Source organism: Labrenzia sp. 011 (assembly GCF_003075075.1).
Classification (GTDB): Bacteria; Pseudomonadota; Alphaproteobacteria; order Rhizobiales; family Stappiaceae; genus Roseibium.
The window spans coordinates 1-16,216 of the sequence record NZ_QCYM01000036.1; the positions used below are offsets into that span (position 1 = coordinate 1).

The 16,216-nt window shown below is 62.4% G+C and carries 16 protein-coding genes and 3 tRNA genes; 14 read left to right on the top strand and 5 right to left on the bottom strand.

What is annotated here, in order from left to right; translation table 11 throughout:
- Both cobA and DCO57_RS21710 read left to right on the top strand, forming a co-directional pair.
- On the top strand, nt 1–773 hold a 773-nt coding region (cobA, locus tag DCO57_RS21705; protein WP_116701019.1), incomplete at its 5' end, for a uroporphyrinogen-III C-methyltransferase.
- A gap of 81 nt (nt 774–854) precedes the next feature.
- Complete coding sequence (locus tag DCO57_RS21710; protein WP_116701020.1) at nt 855–1,544, top strand: GntR family transcriptional regulator; 690 nt, start codon at nt 855–857, stop codon at nt 1,542–1,544.
- Nucleotides 1,545–1,601: 57 nt separating this feature from the next.
- Here DCO57_RS21710 and DCO57_RS21715 read toward each other — a convergent pair whose 3' ends face one another.
- Nucleotides 1,602–2,024: a nuclear transport factor 2 family protein gene (locus DCO57_RS21715; protein WP_116701021.1), complete on the bottom strand. Its 423-nt coding sequence runs from the start codon at nt 2,022–2,024 to the stop codon at nt 1,602–1,604.
- Nucleotides 2,025–2,261: 237 nt separating this feature from the next.
- Between DCO57_RS21715 and DCO57_RS21720 the strand changes: the two genes are divergently transcribed.
- The 9 genes from DCO57_RS21720 to DCO57_RS21760 all read left to right on the top strand — a co-directional run bounded on the left by DCO57_RS21720 (nt 2,262) and on the right by DCO57_RS21760 (nt 12,747).
- A complete protein-coding gene (locus DCO57_RS21720; RefSeq protein WP_116701022.1) occupies nt 2,262–3,449 on the top strand; it encodes an ABC transporter substrate-binding protein in 1,188 nt (395 codons plus the stop codon).
- A 91-nt stretch (nt 3,450–3,540) separates the two neighbouring features.
- Nucleotides 3,541–4,416, top strand: coding sequence for a branched-chain amino acid ABC transporter permease (locus DCO57_RS21725; RefSeq protein ID WP_116701023.1), 876 nt, complete (start codon nt 3,541–3,543; stop codon nt 4,414–4,416).
- Between the two features lie 6 nt (nt 4,417–4,422).
- Nucleotides 4,423–6,945: a branched-chain amino acid ABC transporter ATP-binding protein/permease gene (locus tag DCO57_RS21730; RefSeq protein ID WP_205756247.1), complete on the top strand. Its 2,523-nt coding sequence runs from the start codon at nt 4,423–4,425 to the stop codon at nt 6,943–6,945.
- On the top strand, nt 6,942–8,180 hold the full coding sequence (locus DCO57_RS21735; protein WP_116701024.1) for an amidohydrolase family protein: 1,239 nt from the start codon (nt 6,942–6,944) through the stop codon (nt 8,178–8,180). The genes DCO57_RS21730 and DCO57_RS21735 overlap by 4 nt, the downstream gene beginning before the upstream one ends.
- Before the next feature lie 363 nt (nt 8,181–8,543).
- The gene (cyoA, locus tag DCO57_RS21740) at nt 8,544–9,473 is read left to right on the top strand and encodes a ubiquinol oxidase subunit II (protein ID WP_116701025.1); all 930 of its coding nucleotides are present in this window, start codon (nt 8,544–8,546) and stop codon (nt 9,471–9,473) included.
- Entirely contained in the window at nt 9,473–11,512 is a 2,040-nt protein-coding gene (cyoB, locus tag DCO57_RS21745; RefSeq protein WP_116701032.1) for a cytochrome o ubiquinol oxidase subunit I, read from the top strand. Before cyoA ends, cyoB begins: the two co-directional genes overlap by 1 nt.
- On the top strand, nt 11,512–12,117 hold the full coding sequence (gene cyoC, locus DCO57_RS21750; RefSeq protein WP_165814809.1) for a cytochrome o ubiquinol oxidase subunit III: 606 nt from the start codon (nt 11,512–11,514) through the stop codon (nt 12,115–12,117). Before cyoB ends, cyoC begins: the two co-directional genes overlap by 1 nt.
- 11 nt (nt 12,118–12,128) lie before the next feature.
- Nucleotides 12,129–12,434 carry a cytochrome o ubiquinol oxidase subunit IV gene (gene cyoD / locus DCO57_RS21755; RefSeq protein ID WP_116701027.1) on the top strand — a complete coding sequence of 102 codons (306 nt, stop codon included), beginning with the start codon at nt 12,129–12,131 and terminating at the stop codon, nt 12,432–12,434.
- 49 nt (nt 12,435–12,483) lie between these two features.
- Nucleotides 12,484–12,747, top strand: a complete 264-nt coding sequence (locus DCO57_RS21760) for a hypothetical protein (protein ID WP_116701028.1) — start codon at nt 12,484–12,486, stop codon at nt 12,745–12,747.
- Nucleotides 12,748–12,986: 239 nt separating this feature from the next.
- Here DCO57_RS21760 and DCO57_RS21765 read toward each other — a convergent pair.
- The 4 genes from DCO57_RS21765 to DCO57_RS21780 all read right to left on the bottom strand — a co-directional run bounded on the left by DCO57_RS21765 (nt 12,987) and on the right by DCO57_RS21780 (nt 15,235).
- Nucleotides 12,987–13,062, bottom strand: a tRNA-Thr gene (locus tag DCO57_RS21765).
- Between the two features lie 237 nt (nt 13,063–13,299).
- The gene (locus DCO57_RS21770) at nt 13,300–14,001 is read right to left on the bottom strand and encodes an RNA methyltransferase (protein ID WP_244287996.1); all 702 of its coding nucleotides are present in this window, start codon (nt 13,999–14,001) and stop codon (nt 13,300–13,302) included.
- A gap of 168 nt (nt 14,002–14,169) precedes the next feature.
- On the bottom strand, nt 14,170–14,694 hold the full coding sequence (locus tag DCO57_RS21775) for a PaaI family thioesterase (protein WP_116701030.1): 525 nt from the start codon (nt 14,692–14,694) through the stop codon (nt 14,170–14,172).
- 4 nt (nt 14,695–14,698) lie between these two features.
- On the bottom strand, nt 14,699–15,235 hold the full coding sequence (locus DCO57_RS21780; protein WP_165814810.1) for a MarR family winged helix-turn-helix transcriptional regulator: 537 nt from the start codon (nt 15,233–15,235) through the stop codon (nt 14,699–14,701).
- Between the two features lie 416 nt (nt 15,236–15,651).
- Here DCO57_RS21780 and DCO57_RS21785 point away from each other — a divergent pair.
- The 3 genes from DCO57_RS21785 to DCO57_RS21795 form a co-directional block, all read left to right on the top strand.
- A tRNA-Tyr gene (locus tag DCO57_RS21785) sits at nt 15,652–15,736 on the top strand.
- Between the two features lie 20 nt (nt 15,737–15,756).
- Nucleotides 15,757–15,830 (top strand) — tRNA-Gly (locus DCO57_RS21790).
- Nucleotides 15,831–16,092: 262 nt separating this feature from the next.
- A partial coding sequence (locus DCO57_RS21795; protein WP_244287997.1) for a GTP-binding protein occupies nt 16,093–16,216 on the top strand: 124 nt, incomplete at its 3' end.

The window sequence follows — 16,216 nt, forward strand, 5'->3', positions numbered from 1 at the left end:
GGGCCGGGCCGGGGGATGCGGAATATCTGACGCTGAAGGCGGTACGCGCCCTGCAGGCGGCGGATGTCATCCTGTTCGACGATCTGGTGGACGATGCGGTGCTCGAACTGGCCCGGCGGGAAGCCAGGCGGCTTCTGGTCGGCAAGCGCGGCGGGCGGGAGAGCTGCCGCCAGGAAGACATCAACGCCATGATGGTGCGCCTGGCGCGCCAGGGCAAACACGTGGTGCGGCTGAAGTCCGGCGATCCGATGATCTTCGGTCGGGGCGGTGAGGAGCTTGAACGGCTGGCGGCCGAGGGCATCGCCGCCAGCGTCGTCCCGGGCATCACGGCGGCTGCGGCGATGGCGGCGCGCCTCGGACTTTCGCTGACACACCGGGATCACGCCCAGTCCGTCCGGTTCGTCACCGGTCATGGTCGCCATGGCGATCTGCCGGACACGGTGGACTGGCACGGACTGACGGATGGGGCCACGACGACAGTGTTCTACATGGGCGCGCGGATGGCGGGCCGGATCGGGGCCAGGCTGATCTCGGAAGGCCTGGCGGCGGACACTCCGGCGGTCGCCGTTGCCGCTGTCTCGCGGCGGCAGGAGCGCCAATGGTTCGGCACCCTTGGCGGGCTTGCTGCCGGTGTCGATGGGCTGGGGCTGGAAGATCCCGTCCTGATCGGCGTGGGGAAGGTCTTTCGGGAGAAACTGTCCCGAAAGGATGCCGGACTCCCGCAAAGCGCGTGTGAAGATGCGCTCCGGATGCAACTGGCCGGCAGCTTGTAACCGTGCGATGCAGCAAGGACTTGGCAAATCAGCAGAAATTTGGTTTGTTTGATAGATGCCCTATCCATTGGCCGTGCCTGAATGAGTCGCTCCAAACAAATCTGTTCCGCATTGAGATCCGCTATTCTCGAGCGGGCCCTGATGCCGGGCATGAAACTGCCGGAAGACTCGCTTGGCGAACGGTTCGGCTCCAGCCGGACAATCGTGCGTCAGGCGCTCGAACGGCTGGCGGCGGAAGGACTCGTTGAACTCAGGCGGAACCGGGGCGCGGTGGTTGCGACGCCGAGCCTGGAGGAGGCCCGCGACCTCTTCGACCTGCGCTCCCAGATCGAGGATCTGGTGGTCAGCCGGCTCATCGCGAATTTCTCCCCGCAGAAACTCGACGCGCTGAAGGTGCATCTGGACAAGGAAATCGCCGCCAAGAAAGGCCCGGAGCCGGTTTCCATCCGTCTTGCCACGGAATTTCATATCCTGTTGGCGCAACTGACCGAGAGCCCTGTACTGATCCGCTATGTGGAAGACGTCGGCTATCGCTGCGGACTGACGCTGGCGCTCTATTCGCGGCCCCACTCCACCTCATGCGGCATCCAGGAACATCGCGAGATCATCGAGGCTCTCTCAAGGGGCGACGCGACACGGGCGCGTGAATTGATGCGCCATCACCTGGGCGCGGTTGCCGACCGCGCCCTGATCAAGCCGGAAGGGAAAGGCCAGACCTTTTATCTCGATGCGCTTGAGCCTTACGTGCGCGCAGTTCGCGGAAGCGACTAGGGTGTCTTCCCGACCCCGTGAAGCCGCCTAAACGCGACTGGCTCGAGATCGGGCCTTTCAGGCTTCAATGCCCATGCGCGTCAGGATCCGCTCCGCGCTGTCGTTCCAGACATCCATTTTCGTGATCTTGCCGTCGCGCACCTCGAACCGGTCCACATAGCGGTTCCCCTCGAAGGGGGTTCCGTCGGGCCATTCGCCGTAAAGCGTTCCCACGGAATAGACCACGACACCGTCCTGGCCATTGGCAACATCAAACCGGTCCATCTTCTTCTTTACCCAGTTGTAGCGTCCGGCGTTGAAGCCCGTCGGTCCCGATGGGTGGTCGAACGTGCGGCCGCCGGTAAAGGTGATGACCACGTCCTCTGCCATGAAGGTGGCGGCGAGATCCGGATCGGGCTTCATGGAGGCATCCAGAAAACTCCGGACGATCCGGGCTTCAGCCGGAAGGGAAGGCATGTCTGGGGCGTTTCGTTCGGGCATGGGCTTTGTCCTTGGCGGAGGGGAATGGGATGAGCATAGGGGATGCCGGAAAATTTGCATGCGAATTTTGTATGCAAATATTGCATGCAATTTGAGCGATGCCGTGAAGCCCAAGCGCTCAATTCCCGATCAGTTTCGATCAAGTATCTGAAAAATATATCTTTTGAGTTTTTGGCACGACGCTTGCTTTGAAAGTTGCGTTCGGACGCGTCGTCCGGAAGACCAGAGGAGACTCTTATGAAATCCACACGCATTTTTCCGAAGGTGACACGCCGCGTCCTCCTGTCGGGTGTCGTCGGCCTTGCGGTTCTGTCGGGGCTTCCGGCCTTTGCGGAAGACACGATCAAGATCGGTCTTGTCGCCGCGCTGAGCGGCCAGTCGGCCAAGTCCGGCGAGGCGATCACCCGCGGGCTGACGATTGCCATCGACGAAATCAATGAAAAGGGCGGTGTTCTGGGCAAGCCTCTCGAGCTTGTCAGCCGCGACGATGAAAGCAATCCCGGCAAGGGGCTGGTCGCCGCGCGCGAACTCGTGCAGCGCGAGGGCGTGGCCGCGTTGATCGGCGGTCTCGATACGCCGGTGTCCTTTGCGATCGTTCCTTTCGCCAACCAGTCGAAGGTTCCGTTCGTCGGCCCCTGGGCCGCCGGAACCGGCATCACCAAGAACGGTGCCGAGGAAAACTATGTGTTCCGGGTGTCCGCCGTCGATGAATATGTCGATGAAGCCATCACCGAATATCTCATCTCGAACTACGGTTCCAAGAAGCCCGGCATGATCCTCATCAACAATCCATGGGGTGAATCCAACGAAAAAGGCCTGCTCAAGGCGTTGGAAAAGCGCGGCATGGAGCATGCGGGCATCGAGAAATTCGAATCCAATGACGTCGATGTCGTACCGCAGCTGACGAGACTCAAGGAAAACGGTGCCGACGGCCTGTTCGTCGTGGCCAATGTCGCGCCGACCGCTCAGGTGGTCAAATCTCTCGACCGGATGGGTTGGGATGTGCCCATGGCCTCTCATTGGGGTCCGTCCGGCGGCCGCTTCACCGAGCTGGCAGGCAAGAGCGGCGAGAAGCTGCACTTCATTCAGACCTACCTGTTCAACGAAGGGGATCCGAAGGGGGAGGCGATGTTCGCCAAGCTGCAGGAAACCTTCCCGGAAATCGAGACCATGGCCGACGTGACCCCGGCGACCGGGATCGCGAACGCCTATGACGCCATGCTGCTTCTGGCGGCGGCAATCGACAAGGCCGGTTCCACCGACGGCCCGGCGATCCGCCAGGCGATGTACGAGATCGAAAACATCGAGGGATTGATCAAGACCTATACCGATCCTTTCTCGCCGGAAGATCAGGATGCGATTGCACCGGGAGACTATGTCTTCGCGCATTTCGTCGAGGGTGAAATCATTCCGATCAAGAAGTGAAGCCGGCGCCTCCCGCAGCTTGTCTGCGGGAGGCGTTACTCAATTCCACCGGGGACGCTCCGCCCCTCTTCGCATTTTCCAGGAAACGCCCATGACCCTCTTGATTGCCGCGCTTGTCACCGGCATCGGCCTTGGAAGCATGTACGGCCTGATCGCCCTTGGCTTCCAGATCACCTATTCCGTGTCGTCCACGGTCAATTTCGCCCAGGGGAGCGTGGTCATGCTCGGGGCCGTTCTCGGTTATGTCTTCACCGAGCGTCTCGCAATCAACTGGATGGTCGCCTATCCGCTGGCGATCCTGTGCTGCGGTCTTTTCGGTATTCTGGTGGAGATGCTTCTGGTGCGCCCCTTCGTGGAGCGCAAATCGGAGGCGTGGCTGATGGCCACTGTCGCCGGAGGCATTTTTCTCGACAATGCCGTTCTCTTCACCTTCGGCAACGAGCCCCGCTCGCTGTCGTCGCCGCTGGCGCAGTCCGCATGGCAATTCGCCGGAACGGGCATCTACCCGCAACAGCTGCTGATCCCCTTGGCGGCGGTCGGTGTCGCGCTGGCGCTCCATTTTCTCTTCCGCAAGACCTTGCAGGGCAGGGCGTTGCTCGCCGTGGTCCAGAACACCCAGGCGGCCCGGCTCATGGGCATCAACACCACGCTGATGGTATCCGGATCCTTCGCGATTTCCGCCATGCTCGCAGGCTGTGCAGGCCTGCTGATCGCCCCGCTGTTTTCCGTCCATTCGGACATGGGGACCCTGTTCGGGCTGAAGGCCTTCGCGGTTGCCATTCTGGGCGGCATGACGTCGGCGTCGGGCGTGATGCTGGCCGGTTTCATTTTCGGCGTCACGGAAGCGCTGGTGACGGCCTACCTGGGGTCGTCCTCCACCTACATCGTTGTTTTCGGCCTGGTCATCCTGGCGCTGACCCTGAAGCCGGACGGGCTTTTCGGGCGCCCCGCAGTGAAGAAAGTCTGAGGAAGCATGATGCGATTTGCCAACCAGCGCGCTTACCTGGACGGATTCCTGCTCGTCCTGACCGTCGCGGGATGCGGAGCCGCCATCATGAGCGGTGGCTATACCCAGTTCGTGATCGGCCTTGTCGCACTGACCACGATCCTCGGGGTTGGACTGAATGTCCTCTACGGGCTCACGGGGCTCGTTTCACTGGGCCAGGTCGGCTTTTTCGCGATCGGAGCCTATGGAGTCGGCGTCCTGACCCTGTCTGGACTGAGTTTCTGGCTGGCTCTGCCGGCGGCCGCGCTGATCGCCGGTGCCGCCGGCGTGCTGCTGGCCGTTCCTGCCGTCCGGATGGCGGGACCGTTCCTGGCGATGGTGACGATTGCCTTCGCCTTCATTGTCGAGCACGGGGCCGTCGAATGGCGCTCGCTGACCGGCGGACAGAACGGCCTGATGGGGTTTCCCATGCCCGAACTGGCCGGCTTCGTGTTTTCCGAGCGGGATCTCGTGCTGTTCGCCATCGTGCTTGCCGGCCTGTCGCTCTATCTGTTCAGGCGTCTTGCCGACAGCGGCTGGGGCATGGCCATGACGGGGATCAGGGACGCTGAGCTCGCCGCATCCTCCCTCGGCTACAGGCCCTTCGTCGTCAAGGCGGCGGCGTTCGCCATTGCGGCCGCAATGGCCGGACTTGCCGGGGGTCTGTTCACGCCGCTGATGATGTTCATCGCGCCGAGCAATTTTCCCTTTTCCCAGTCGATCCTGTTCCTGTTCGCCATCCTGATCGGCGGCGCCGGGACGGTTCTGGGCCCGCTCGCCGGGGCGCTGGTCACGGTTCTCCTGCCCGAATTTCTGTCCGGTCTGGCCGAATACCGCCTGCTGGTCTTCGGCGGCCTGCTGGTCGGGGTGCTGCTGATCGCGCCGCGCGGCCTGGTCGGGACGCTTGCCGCCTTTCTGCCCGCAGCGGCAAGGAAAACATCCGCGCTTGGGGGCGAGGAAATCGGAGCGTTCCTGAAGGTGGACACACCACCCGGGCCGCTGCAGATCAGGAACCTCGGGATTTCCTTCGGCGGCGTGCGCGCCGTCGACGGGGTTGATCTTGAAATCCGGCCCGGTGAGGTCACGTCCCTGATCGGTCCCAACGGGGCGGGCAAGACGACCGTTCTCAACATGGTCAGCGGATTTTACCGGCCCAGCGAGGGGGAAATCCTGCTGGGAGGCCGCGACCTTGCGGGCGCGCCGGCCCATGAGGTCGCCAGAAACGGTATCGCGCGCACCTATCAGACGACGAAACTCTTCGAGAATCTCTCGGTGGAGGAAAATGTGGTGTCGGGCCTGCCGCGCGGCGCGCCCGGCAGTCCGTGGTCGGATATCCGCTCCGACGGGAATCTGGCACTTGCGGCGGGGCTTCTGCGTTTCTGCGGATATGAAGGGGAGCTTGAAAAGCGCGCCGGTGACTTGCCGCATGTGGACCGGCGTCTGGTCGAGATCGCCAGGGCACTGGCGATGCAGCCGGTTTTCCTGCTTCTGGACGAACCGGCCGCCGGATTGATGCGCTCCGACAAGGAGGCGCTCGCCGGGCTGTTGCGCAAGATCGCGGATCTCGGGATCGCGGTCGTGCTTGTGGAACATGACATGAGCCTTGTCATGGGCATTTCCGACCGCATCCAGGCCGTCGACGCGGGCAAACCGATCGCCTATGGCAGGCCGGAGGAAATCCGGGCCAACGAGGCGGTGATCGCCGCCTATCTCGGGGAGGGCGGCACAGCCTCCTTCAAACGCCACCAGCCGCTGAAAACCAGTGAGACCCCCGTCGTTTCGACGCTGAACCTGACGGCGGGCTATGGTGCGGCGCCGGTCCTGAAGGATGTCTCCCTGAGGGTGCGTCCGGGCGAGATGGTGGCGCTGCTGGGGGCAAATGGTGCGGGCAAGTCCACGTTCCTGTCCGCCCTGTCAGGCCTGCATCGGCCGGTTTCGGGGACCATCATCCTGAATGACGAACAGGTGCAGACGCTGCAGCCGCATGAACTTGTCGGCCGTGGGCTTGTGCTTGTTCCCGAAGGACGCCAGGTCTTTCCCGAGCTTACCGTGCTGGAGAACATCGAACTGGGAGCCTACAACCGGCGCTCGGAGATGGAGCGCACGGAAATTGCCGCGCATCTGGACCGGTTTCCACGCCTGAAGGACCGGTTGACCAGCCGCGCGGGACTGCTGTCCGGCGGTGAGCAGCAGATGTTGGCGATCGCACGCGGGCTCATGGCGCGGCCGAAGGTGCTGCTGCTCGACGAGCCTTCGCTTGGACTGGCCCCGGCAATGATCGACGAACTTTATGCCATCCTCGGCGAATTGCGGGACGCGGGCATCACGATCCTCCTCGTCGATCAGGTGGCGACAATGGCGCTGGCCGTTGCCGACTATGCCTATGTGCTGGAACAGGGACGGATCGTCTTTGAAGGCAAGGCCGCGGACCTTGCGTCCGATCCCCGTTTGACCGCCGCCTATCTGGGCGGTGGACAGGAGGCCGCGTCGGCCGTGGAGGCGCAGGCGTGAGTGCACTCGTCATCCGTAATGTCCGCATCGGCAACGCGGCGCGGACCGTCGACATGGCCGTCTCCGGCGACCGCATCAGCGCTATCGGTCCGGACCTGGGGAGCGGTGCAACGACCCTCGAAGGCCGCGGGGCCATGCTTATCCCCGGCTTCGTGGAAAGCCATCTCCATCTCGACAAGGCGTGCATACTGGATAAATGCCACAATCAGACCGGCACGCTGGAAGGGGCCATCGCCTCGGTCGGAGAGGCGAAGAAGTCCTTTACGCGCGCGGATATCCACGCCCGGGGCGCAAAGGTTCTCGAAAAGGCCGTCGTTCAGGGCACCAACGCGATCCGGACCCATGTCGAAATCGATCCGGGCATCGGGCTCATCGGCTTCGAGGCGGTGTTGCAGCTCAAGCAGGAGTTTGCCTGGGCCCTGGACCTGCAGATCTGCGTCTTTCCGCAGGAAGGCCTGACAAACAACCCTGGCACGAAGGAACTGCTGGAGGAGGCGCTTGCGAAGGGGGCTGACCTTCTCGGCGGCTGTCCCTACACCGATAGCGACCCCAATGCCCAGATTGCCATCCTGTTCGAGATGGCCAGCCGGTTCGGCGTGGATCTCGATTTCCATCTGGACTTCGATCTGGATCCGAAATGGCGGCATCTGGACGAGATCGCCCGGCAGACCGTCGCGCATGGTTTGCAGGGACGCGTGGCCATCGGGCATGTGACCAAACTGTCGGCGATGCCTCAACCCCAGCTCATGGAGGTCGTGGCTCTTCTGAAAGACGCAGGCATTGCCCTGACGGTTCTGCCGTCCACGGATCTGTTTCTGATGGGCAGGGGCAGCGATCACCTTGTGCCGCGCGGTGTCGCTCCGGCGCATGTCTTTCATCAGCACGGCGTGTGCTGCACGGTGGCGACGAACAATGTGCTCAATCCGTTCACTCCCTACGGCGACTGTTCGCTCTCGCGCATGGCCAATCTTTACGCCAACATCCATCAGCTCGGTACGGAGCCGGAACTGCAGGCCTGCTTCGACATGGTCACCTGCGCACCGGGACGCCTGATCAACCACGCCCGCAGCATCGAAGCGGGGGCGGAGGCGACCTTCATTGCGCTGCCCGCCGAATCCGGGATGCAGGTCGTGTCGGAAATCGTCCGCCCGCTCTGGGGCATGAAAAACGGGCGCATGACCTTCGAGCACGTTCCGGCGCGGATTTTCGCACCGGCAGGATCAGGCGGAACATAGGACGCAACGCTGGATTGGGACACGGCAAGCCGTCCGCCCCGGCACGGACGCGGGAAAGTCTGGCTGCCATGTGCGGATCGATCAACTTTTCTGCAGGGATGTGGTTCCATATGACGCAAGGTTGATCTAGGCTTTCGCAAGTCAGTCAATTGATTCCGTCGGCGGGTCCTGCCGAGTCCATTCCAATTATGCGCCAGGCCGGCGCGTCTCCCCGGGTTTTGAATATGCGAGACAAATTCGGCCTGTCCCGGAACATCCTGCGCTCATGAAAACGCCGATCAGATGTTCCAACACTTTAAAGCCGATTGCTTTTTCCGCTTTCATGCGTGTCGGCATCGAAGCGGGTTTATCCAGGGGGGAGAAATGATCGAAACGAGCTCCGGACGATCTTTCCACCGTGCTTCCAGACTCCTTGCCGTTGTCCTGCTTTTCGCTGCCGGAGGCCTGCTCCAGGGATGCGGTCTGGCCGATGCGCCGGTCCTGTTTCCCAAAGGGCCGATCGCGCTGGCGGAAAGGAACCTTCTGTTCACCGCCTTTGCCGTGATGATGATCGTCGCCATTCCGGCAATCGTTCTGACCCTCTACTTCGCCTGGCGCTACCGGCGCAGGAAAAACGGCGCCGTCTACGCACCGGATTGGGACGGCTCATGGGTGGTTGAAACGGTTATCTGGCTGGTGCCGGGGGCCATTGTCATCGTGCTCGGCACCCTGGTCTGGACCCGGACCCATGAATTCGATCCCTACAAGGCCCTGGTCTCCGACAAGCCGGCCTTCCGGGTACAGGCGGTGGCGCTTGACTGGAAGTGGCTGTTCATCTACCCCGAACTGGGTGTTGCCAGCGTCAACGAACTTGCCTTTCCCGCGGACCGGCCGCTGTCCATCGAGATCACTTCCGACACGGTGATGAACTCGCTGATGATCCCGGCGCTCGGCGGGCAGATCTATGCCATGGCGGGCATGCGCTCGGAGCTCAACCTGCTGGCCGACGGTCCGGGTGTCTTCATGGGACGCAACACCATGTATTCGGGCGACGGTTTTTCCGACCAGCATTTCAAGGCGCACGCCCTGGACGAAAGCGCTTTCGCGGACTGGAAAGAGAAGGTCGCCGCGGCGCCCGACGTGCTCGACGCCAAGGCCTATCTGGAACTTCACAAGCAGAGTGTCGCAAATCCGGTGAGCTATTATTCCTCCACCGAAGCGAAGCTGTTCGATATCATCCTGCGCAAATACGCGCCGATCATGGGCCCGTACGAAAGTGAAGCGGCCGAACTGATATGCCGGGGGGCCGCCTGATGCTGGGACGTCTGACTGTTGACGCGTTACCGTTTTACTCCTGGGTCGCCATGGGCGGGGCCGCCGTCACTGTTGGCGGCGGGGTCGCGGTGTTCCTGCTCATAACCTATCTGCGCGCCTGGAAGGTGCTGTGGACGGACTGGCTGACAAGTGTCGATCACAAGAAGATCGGCATCATGTATGTGGTTCTGTCGCTGGTGATGCTGGTGCGCGGCTTCGTCGATGCACTGATGATGCGTGCCCAGCAGGCGGTGTCTCTCAACAGCGAGGGCTATCTGCCGCCGGAGCATTTCGAGCAGATCTTTTCCTCCCACGGAACGATCATGATCTTCTTCGTGGCCATGCCGTTCCTGACGGGGCTGATCAATATCGTCGTGCCGCAGCAGATCGGCGCCCGGGATGTCGCCTTTCCGTTCCTCAACTCCGTCAGCCTCTGGCTGACCGCGTCGGGTGCCGGACTGGTGCTCATCTCGCTGGTTGTCGGCAAGTTCTCGCAGGCCGGCTGGACGGGGTATCCGCCCTATTCGGGGATCGAGTACAGCCCCGGCGTCGGCGTGGACTACTGGCTCTGGGCGCTGATCACCAGTGGTGTCGGCAGCACGCTGGCCGGGATCAATTTCATTGTCACCATCTTCAAGAACCGCTGTCCGGGCATGACTTTCATGCGCATGCCCATGTTCACCTGGACGGCCCTGTGCGCTTCGATCCTGATCGCCTTTGCCTTTCCCGGCCTGACGGTGGTCGCCGGTCAGCTTGCCCTCGACCGCACGCTCGGGTTCCACTTCTTCACCAATGGCGACGGCGGCAACATGATGATGTTCGCCAACCTGCTGTGGATCTGGGGACATCCGGAGGTCTACATCCTGATCCTGCCGGCCTTCGGCATCTTTTCCGAAGTGGTGGCGACATTTTCCCGCAAGCGGCTGTTCGGCTACACGTCGCTGGTCTATGCGACCGCCTGCATCGCGCTGCTGTCCTTCACGGTCTGGCTGCATCACTTCTTCACCATGGGCTCCTCGTCCAACGTGAATGCGGTCTTCGGGATCGCCACGATGATCATCGCGGTTCCCACGGGGGTGAAGATCTTCGACTGGCTGTTCACCATGTACCGCGGCCGCATCGAGTTTCATCCCGCCATGGTGTTCACCATCGGCTTCATGGTGACCTTCGTCATCGGCGGGGTGACCGGCGTGCTGCTGGCCCTGCCGCCGGCCGATTACCTGATGCACAATTCCACCTTCCTGGTGGCGCATTTCCACAACATGCTCATTCCCGGCGCCCTGTTCGGCTATTTCGCCGGCATGAACTACTGGTTCCCGAAGGCTTTCGGCTTCAAGCTGGACGTCAAATGGGGCATCCGCTCCTTCTGGTTCTGGTTCATCGGCTTCTATCTCGCCTTCATGCCGCTCTATGTGCTCGGTTTCCTGGGCATGAGCCGGCGCATGGAGCACTATGCCGATCCGACCTGGCAGCCCTATCTGGTCGTTGCTGCCCTCGGGGCGCTGTGTGTCCTGTGCGGCATCGCCTGCATTGCCATCCAGCTCTATGTCTCCGCGAAAAACTGGGGGTCGGCTCGCGATATCACCGGCGATCCGTGGAACGGCCGCACGCTGGAATGGGCAACATCCTCGCCGCCTGCGCCCTACAATTTCGCAGTTCTGCCGCAGGTCGGGGACATTGACGCCTTCCACGAGATGAAGATCCGCGGCACCGCCTATCAGGTGCCGGAGCGCTACGAGGATATCGTCATGCCGAAGAACTCGGCGCTGGGGCCGGTCCTCGGCGTGCTGGCCTTCGTCCTCGGCTTTGCCATGATCTGGTACATCTGGTGGCTTGCGGCGCTGTGTCTGGTGCTCAGCCTCGTGTGTGTCGGCATCCGGTCCTTTGATGACGAGACCGATGTCATCCTGCCGGCAGCCGAGGTCGCACGAACGGAAAAGGCCCGGCTGGCGCAGATCACACCGGACGACCTGCATGACATGCGCGATTTTCTGCCGGTCGGTCCGGCATCGGGCGAAATCCTGCCGGGGAGGGCGTAATGACTGAGACGGCCATGGCAACCGACCTCCTCGAAGAGGAAGAGCAGAAGTCCCTGCAATCGCGGGAATTCGGCTTCTGGGTCTATCTGATGACGGATGCGATCATCTTCGCGCTGCTGTTCGCGACCTATGTGGTGCTGTCGAAAAACTCGGCAGCCGGCCCGACATCGAAGGACGTCTTCGATCTGCGCCATACGGCAGGGGAGACGGCCCTGCTGCTGATTTCCAGCCTGACTTTCGGCATGGCGACCATTGCCATGGCGAGAGGGCTCAGCGGCCGTGTGCTCATGTGGCTCGTGGTGACCGCGCTGCTCGGCTTCGCCTTTCTGGCGATGGAACTGGCGGAATTCCAGGGCATGATCGCCAAGGGCGCCGGACCCGATGTCAGCGGTTTCCTGACCGCCTTCTTCACGCTGGTGGGTACCCACGGCCTGCATGTCAGTTTCGGCACGCTCGGCATCCTGGTGATGATCGTGCAGATTCCGCTGAAGGGCCTGACGCCGCCGGTGCGCTCGCGGCTGCTGCGGCTGGGTCTCTTCTGGCATTTTCTCGACATCGTCTGGATCGGGATCTTCTCGGTCGTTTACCTGCCCGGCGTCATGTAGGAGCCTAGACAATGAACCACTCCGCAGAACGCAGCGTCACGACCTATCTCACCGGCTTTGTCCTGGCGGTCATCCTGACGGCCATTCCCTTCACCCTCGTCTGGGGCGGCTTCCTGAGCGGCATGGCCGTCTATGCGGTCATCGCGGTTGCCGCCATCCTGCAGGTGCTGGTGCATCTCGTTTTCTTCCTGCACCTCGACCTGAAGTCGACTCCGGCGGAAAACCTGTTCTTCCTCGGCTTTGCCGCCGTGCTGATCTTCATCATGGTCGGCGGCAGCCTGTGGATCATGACGGACCTGCATCACCGGATGATGTGAAGGTGTCGCGCAGCCATGTGATATTTCAAGCGTGAAAGAGGGTAACAGCATGAACAGATTCCTTGGACCGGTCGCAGGCCTTGCAATGGCCCTGGCACTCGGATGGCCGACGCTGGCTCTTGCCGACTGCGCCGCCGACATCGACAAGGTCGAGAACGCCATAGACAACAGTGTGCGGTCCCAGATCGACATGACTGTCGCCGAGAAGATGCGCGTCCTGCTGGACGAGGCAACGAAGGAACACCGTGCCGGCAACGAGGCCAAATGCCAGGACCTGATCAATCAGGCGAAATACATGGGCAACGTGGAATAGGCATCCGTACTTCGCGGTGCTCCGCCAGTTTCACGCAGGGCGCCGGAAACCGGATATCCGTTTCCCGGCGCATGCCGAGGGGCGTGGTGATCAGCTTTGGCGCGATGTCGGTTGCCCTCGGGTCGATGGACGCACAGGCATACGAAGGCGTTACAGGCCCGGCGAGGGACGGTCCCGGCCAACGGGGACATCTCCTGTGGGAGAAATTGTCAATAACGTTCTGAATTTCAGGGGAGAATTGGTGCCGGCAGCAGGATTCGAACCCGCGACCCCGAGATTACAAATCACGTGCTCTACCAGCTGAGCTATACCGGCGCCGGGGATGGCTTCTAACAGATTGGCCGCGCTTGTCCATGCCCCAAAGCGAAATTTTCGCTACCAACCACAAAAATCCGAAGGCTTTCCCGGATCGCGCGATTTATGCGGTCTGTAGAACGCCGGTTCATCTGTAGGCATTCGCTCCTGTGACGCGAGGCGGGTCGTGAACCGTGAGCTGCGCGGCCAGGGCGAAGGGGGCGCCGCAGGGCGTGTACCCCGTGCGGCTTGCCGGGATTACAGCCCCATCTTCATCCGAGCCACGTAAAGCGACAGTACGGCCGCGTTGGAGACGTTGAGGGAGCGGATCTCGCCGGGCATGTCGAGGCGGGCGGTGAGGCCGCAGGCCTCGCGTACGCCATGGCGCACGCCCTTGCCCTCCGAGCCGAGCACCAGCACGGTTCGGTCGGTGAAGGGCGTGTCTTCCAGACTGGCCGCGCCGTCGCTGTCGAGGGCGATGCAGCCGAAGCCTTCGTCGGTCATTTCGGCGACGAAGCGGGCCATGTTCTTGACCCGCACGTGCTTGATCATGTCGAGGGCGCCGGAAGCCGCCTTGGCCAGAACGGAGCCTTCTTCCGGCGCATGGCGCTCGGTGGTGACCACCGCGTCGGCGCTGAGCGCGACGGCGGAGCGCAGGATGGCGCCGACATTGTGCGGATCGGTGACCTGGTCGAGGGCGAGCACAAGACGGGCACCCGACAGGTGTTCCGGCCCATAGGCGGGCAGGGGATCAGCTTCCAGGATCATGCCCTGGTGCACGGCATCCTTTGTCACCATCCGGTCAAGGGCTTTCGGCATCATGGGTTCGATGGGCACGTCTATGGTGACACCGCGCTCCTCGAGACGCCGCTGGGCGTTTTCCGTGGCATAGAGTTTCAGCCGCTTGCGGTCGGGATTGGCGAAGGCGGCCTCGACCGTATGCAGGCCGTAGAGCAGCACCGGGCCTTCCGGGGGCAGGCCCGGACGGCGCGGGGCCGGTTTGCCGCCGCCCTTCCTGGGGTGACCTGTCCTGAAATTGCCCGACCCCTGAGGGGGGCGGGGCCGTGATGATTTGCTGTGATCCGACATGGCGCAGATCTAGCGGCAAAAAGCGGCAAGGGGAAGAGGCTACGCCGTCGGGCGGCGAAGATCCGTTACAGGCAGGATCATGCAGCTCACCGTGCCATGGGCGATCAGTCTGCCGCGGGCATCCTTGACGCCGCCTTCCGAGGTGGCCAGCCGGGAGCCCCGGTGCACGAGCCGGCCCTCGCAGGTCACTTCGCCGCTGTCGGCCAGAAGCGGACGGACCATGTTCACGGTCAGGGATGTGGTCGTATAGGATTCGCCGGGCCTGAGAGCGGTCTGCACGGCGCAGCTCAGGGCGGTGTCGATCAGCGTCGAGATCCAGCCGCCGTGAACCGTGCCGAGCGGGTTGAGGAATTCATGCGCCGGCAGGCCGGAAAAGACCGCCCTGCCTTCGGCGAAATCCTTCATGGTGATGTTCATATGCGCCATGATCGGCGGGGCGGGCAGGTCGCCCGCCATCATCCTTTCGAATATTTCCAACCCGGACAGGCTGGCAAAGGCCGTCTTCGGCAGGGTGCCGGGAGACTGGGGCCCGCCGTCGTCCGTCGTCACCTGTGTGTCGCTCATGATGTCATGTCCTGTCCGGTCTGGTGTCGCGACCGGGGGAGACGGGGTGTCGTTCCCCTCCGGAGGTGGTTTTCGCCAAGGCCCGGTCCTCCAGGGTGTGAACGGCCTTGCGCAACGCCGACATGTGGGCCCGCACCGCGTCGGCTCCGGCGGCGCCCAGGAGGTCGTCGAGCTCCGCGTGTGCCCGCTGCCAGGTGTCGTGAATGTCCACGACCTTCCTTTCGCCCGCGGAGGTCAGGACGGGCAGCACCTTTCGGCCGTCGCCCTTACGCCTTGTGACAAGTCCGGCCGCCTCCAGCGGCTTCAGGTTGCGGGCCAGCGTCGAGCGGTCGATGCCCAGAGAGCGGGCGATGCCGGAGGCCGAATCGGCCGAGCTGTCGGCTATGGCTGCCAGAAGCTGGCACTGGGTGAGTTCCAGGCCGAGCGGGGCCATATGCCGGTTGAAATGCCGGGTCAGCAGATTCGCGGTTCGCCGGGCGGCAAGACCGAGACAGGACCGGCCCATATGAACAAAGTCGATATCCTGAAGGGAAGATGTCATTTGTTGTAGATACAACAAAGAGTGAATCGCCGCAAGCCGGACGCGTTTTTCACGGGCCAGGATGTGCAGGCGCGCTGGATTGCCTGCGCGGCCGCAACACCGGCCACTGCGCGAAATGCGAAGAGGGTTGTCCACAGCCGGAGGTGAAAACGGGCCCGGGGCAGGGGAAAATATCCGGGAAAGGTGACAAGCCGCCGGGATCGGGGCACTCTTTGAATGCCGGTTGCCGGATCAATCTCCAGCGCGCGAAGCAGCTGTTTCGGGCGTCACCCTGATTTTGTTCATTTCTTTGCAAAATCGGCGTTGACAGGGCAGGCCCTCATCTGCATAACACGCGCCACAGGATTGCTCGCCCCTTCCGGGCGGGTTCTCCGGTCAAGCCATCCTGATCGCTTCGGCGTGAAGCAGGACGAGATGGAGGAGTGCCCGAGTGGCTAAAGGGGACGGACTGTAAATCCGTTGGCTATGCCTACGTTGGTTCGAATCCAACCTCCTCCACCATCGTACTGATTCCTCGTTGTGCGGGTGTAGCTCAATGGTAGAGCAGCAGCCTTCCAAGCTGACGACGAGGGTTCGATTCCCTTCACCCGCTCCATCATGGGTGTAGATCGGAGTGTCCGGAACGGAAGGTTCTTTCGCCCGGAAATCCTGACAAGACCGGCCGGTCTTCATGTGGGCTCACGTGAAGGCAGTATGCCGGTCTTTGTGAAAGTGGAGTATCCAATCGCCTGCGAGCGGGTGCTCTGGAAGTTCTACGGGAAGCAATTCGTCGCTCGCGGATCTGTCCAAGGCGCCGGAGCGCGTCCCGCTCGAGCCCTTTATCGACCGACCTGAGTATTGGACAGAGAGCGACGCCGATGGCGAAAGAAAAATTTGAGCGCACGAAGCCGCACGTTAACATTGGCACGATTGGCCACGTTGACCACGGCAAGACGACGCTGACAGCTGCAATCACCATGACGCTGGCTGAGACCGGCGGTG

What these genes read in the sequence shown, in the direction of transcription:
- cyoA (WP_116701025.1), top strand. Translation starts at nt 8,544, where the DNA reads ATGATCGAAACGAGCTCCGGACGATCTTTCCACCGTGCTTCCAGACTC.
- DCO57_RS21720 (WP_116701022.1), top strand. Translation starts at nt 2,262, where the DNA reads ATGAAATCCACACGCATTTTTCCGAAGGTGACACGCCGCGTCCTCCTG.
- cyoD (WP_116701027.1), top strand. Translation starts at nt 12,129, where the DNA reads ATGAACCACTCCGCAGAACGCAGCGTCACGACCTATCTCACCGGCTTT.
- DCO57_RS21780 (WP_165814810.1), bottom strand. Translation starts at nt 15,235, where the DNA reads ATGACATCTTCCCTTCAGGATATCGACTTTGTTCATATGGGCCGGTCC.
- DCO57_RS21730 (WP_205756247.1), top strand. Translation starts at nt 4,423, where the DNA reads ATGATGCGATTTGCCAACCAGCGCGCTTACCTGGACGGATTCCTGCTC.
- cyoC (WP_165814809.1), top strand. Translation starts at nt 11,512, where the DNA reads ATGACTGAGACGGCCATGGCAACCGACCTCCTCGAAGAGGAAGAGCAG.
- cyoB (WP_116701032.1), top strand. Translation starts at nt 9,473, where the DNA reads ATGCTGGGACGTCTGACTGTTGACGCGTTACCGTTTTACTCCTGGGTC.
- DCO57_RS21760 (WP_116701028.1), top strand. Translation starts at nt 12,484, where the DNA reads ATGAACAGATTCCTTGGACCGGTCGCAGGCCTTGCAATGGCCCTGGCA.
- DCO57_RS21715 (WP_116701021.1), bottom strand. Translation starts at nt 2,024, where the DNA reads ATGCCCGAACGAAACGCCCCAGACATGCCTTCCCTTCCGGCTGAAGCC.
- DCO57_RS21775 (WP_116701030.1), bottom strand. Translation starts at nt 14,694, where the DNA reads ATGAGCGACACACAGGTGACGACGGACGACGGCGGGCCCCAGTCTCCC.
- DCO57_RS21710 (WP_116701020.1), top strand. Translation starts at nt 855, where the DNA reads ATGAGTCGCTCCAAACAAATCTGTTCCGCATTGAGATCCGCTATTCTC.
- DCO57_RS21725 (WP_116701023.1), top strand. Translation starts at nt 3,541, where the DNA reads ATGACCCTCTTGATTGCCGCGCTTGTCACCGGCATCGGCCTTGGAAGC.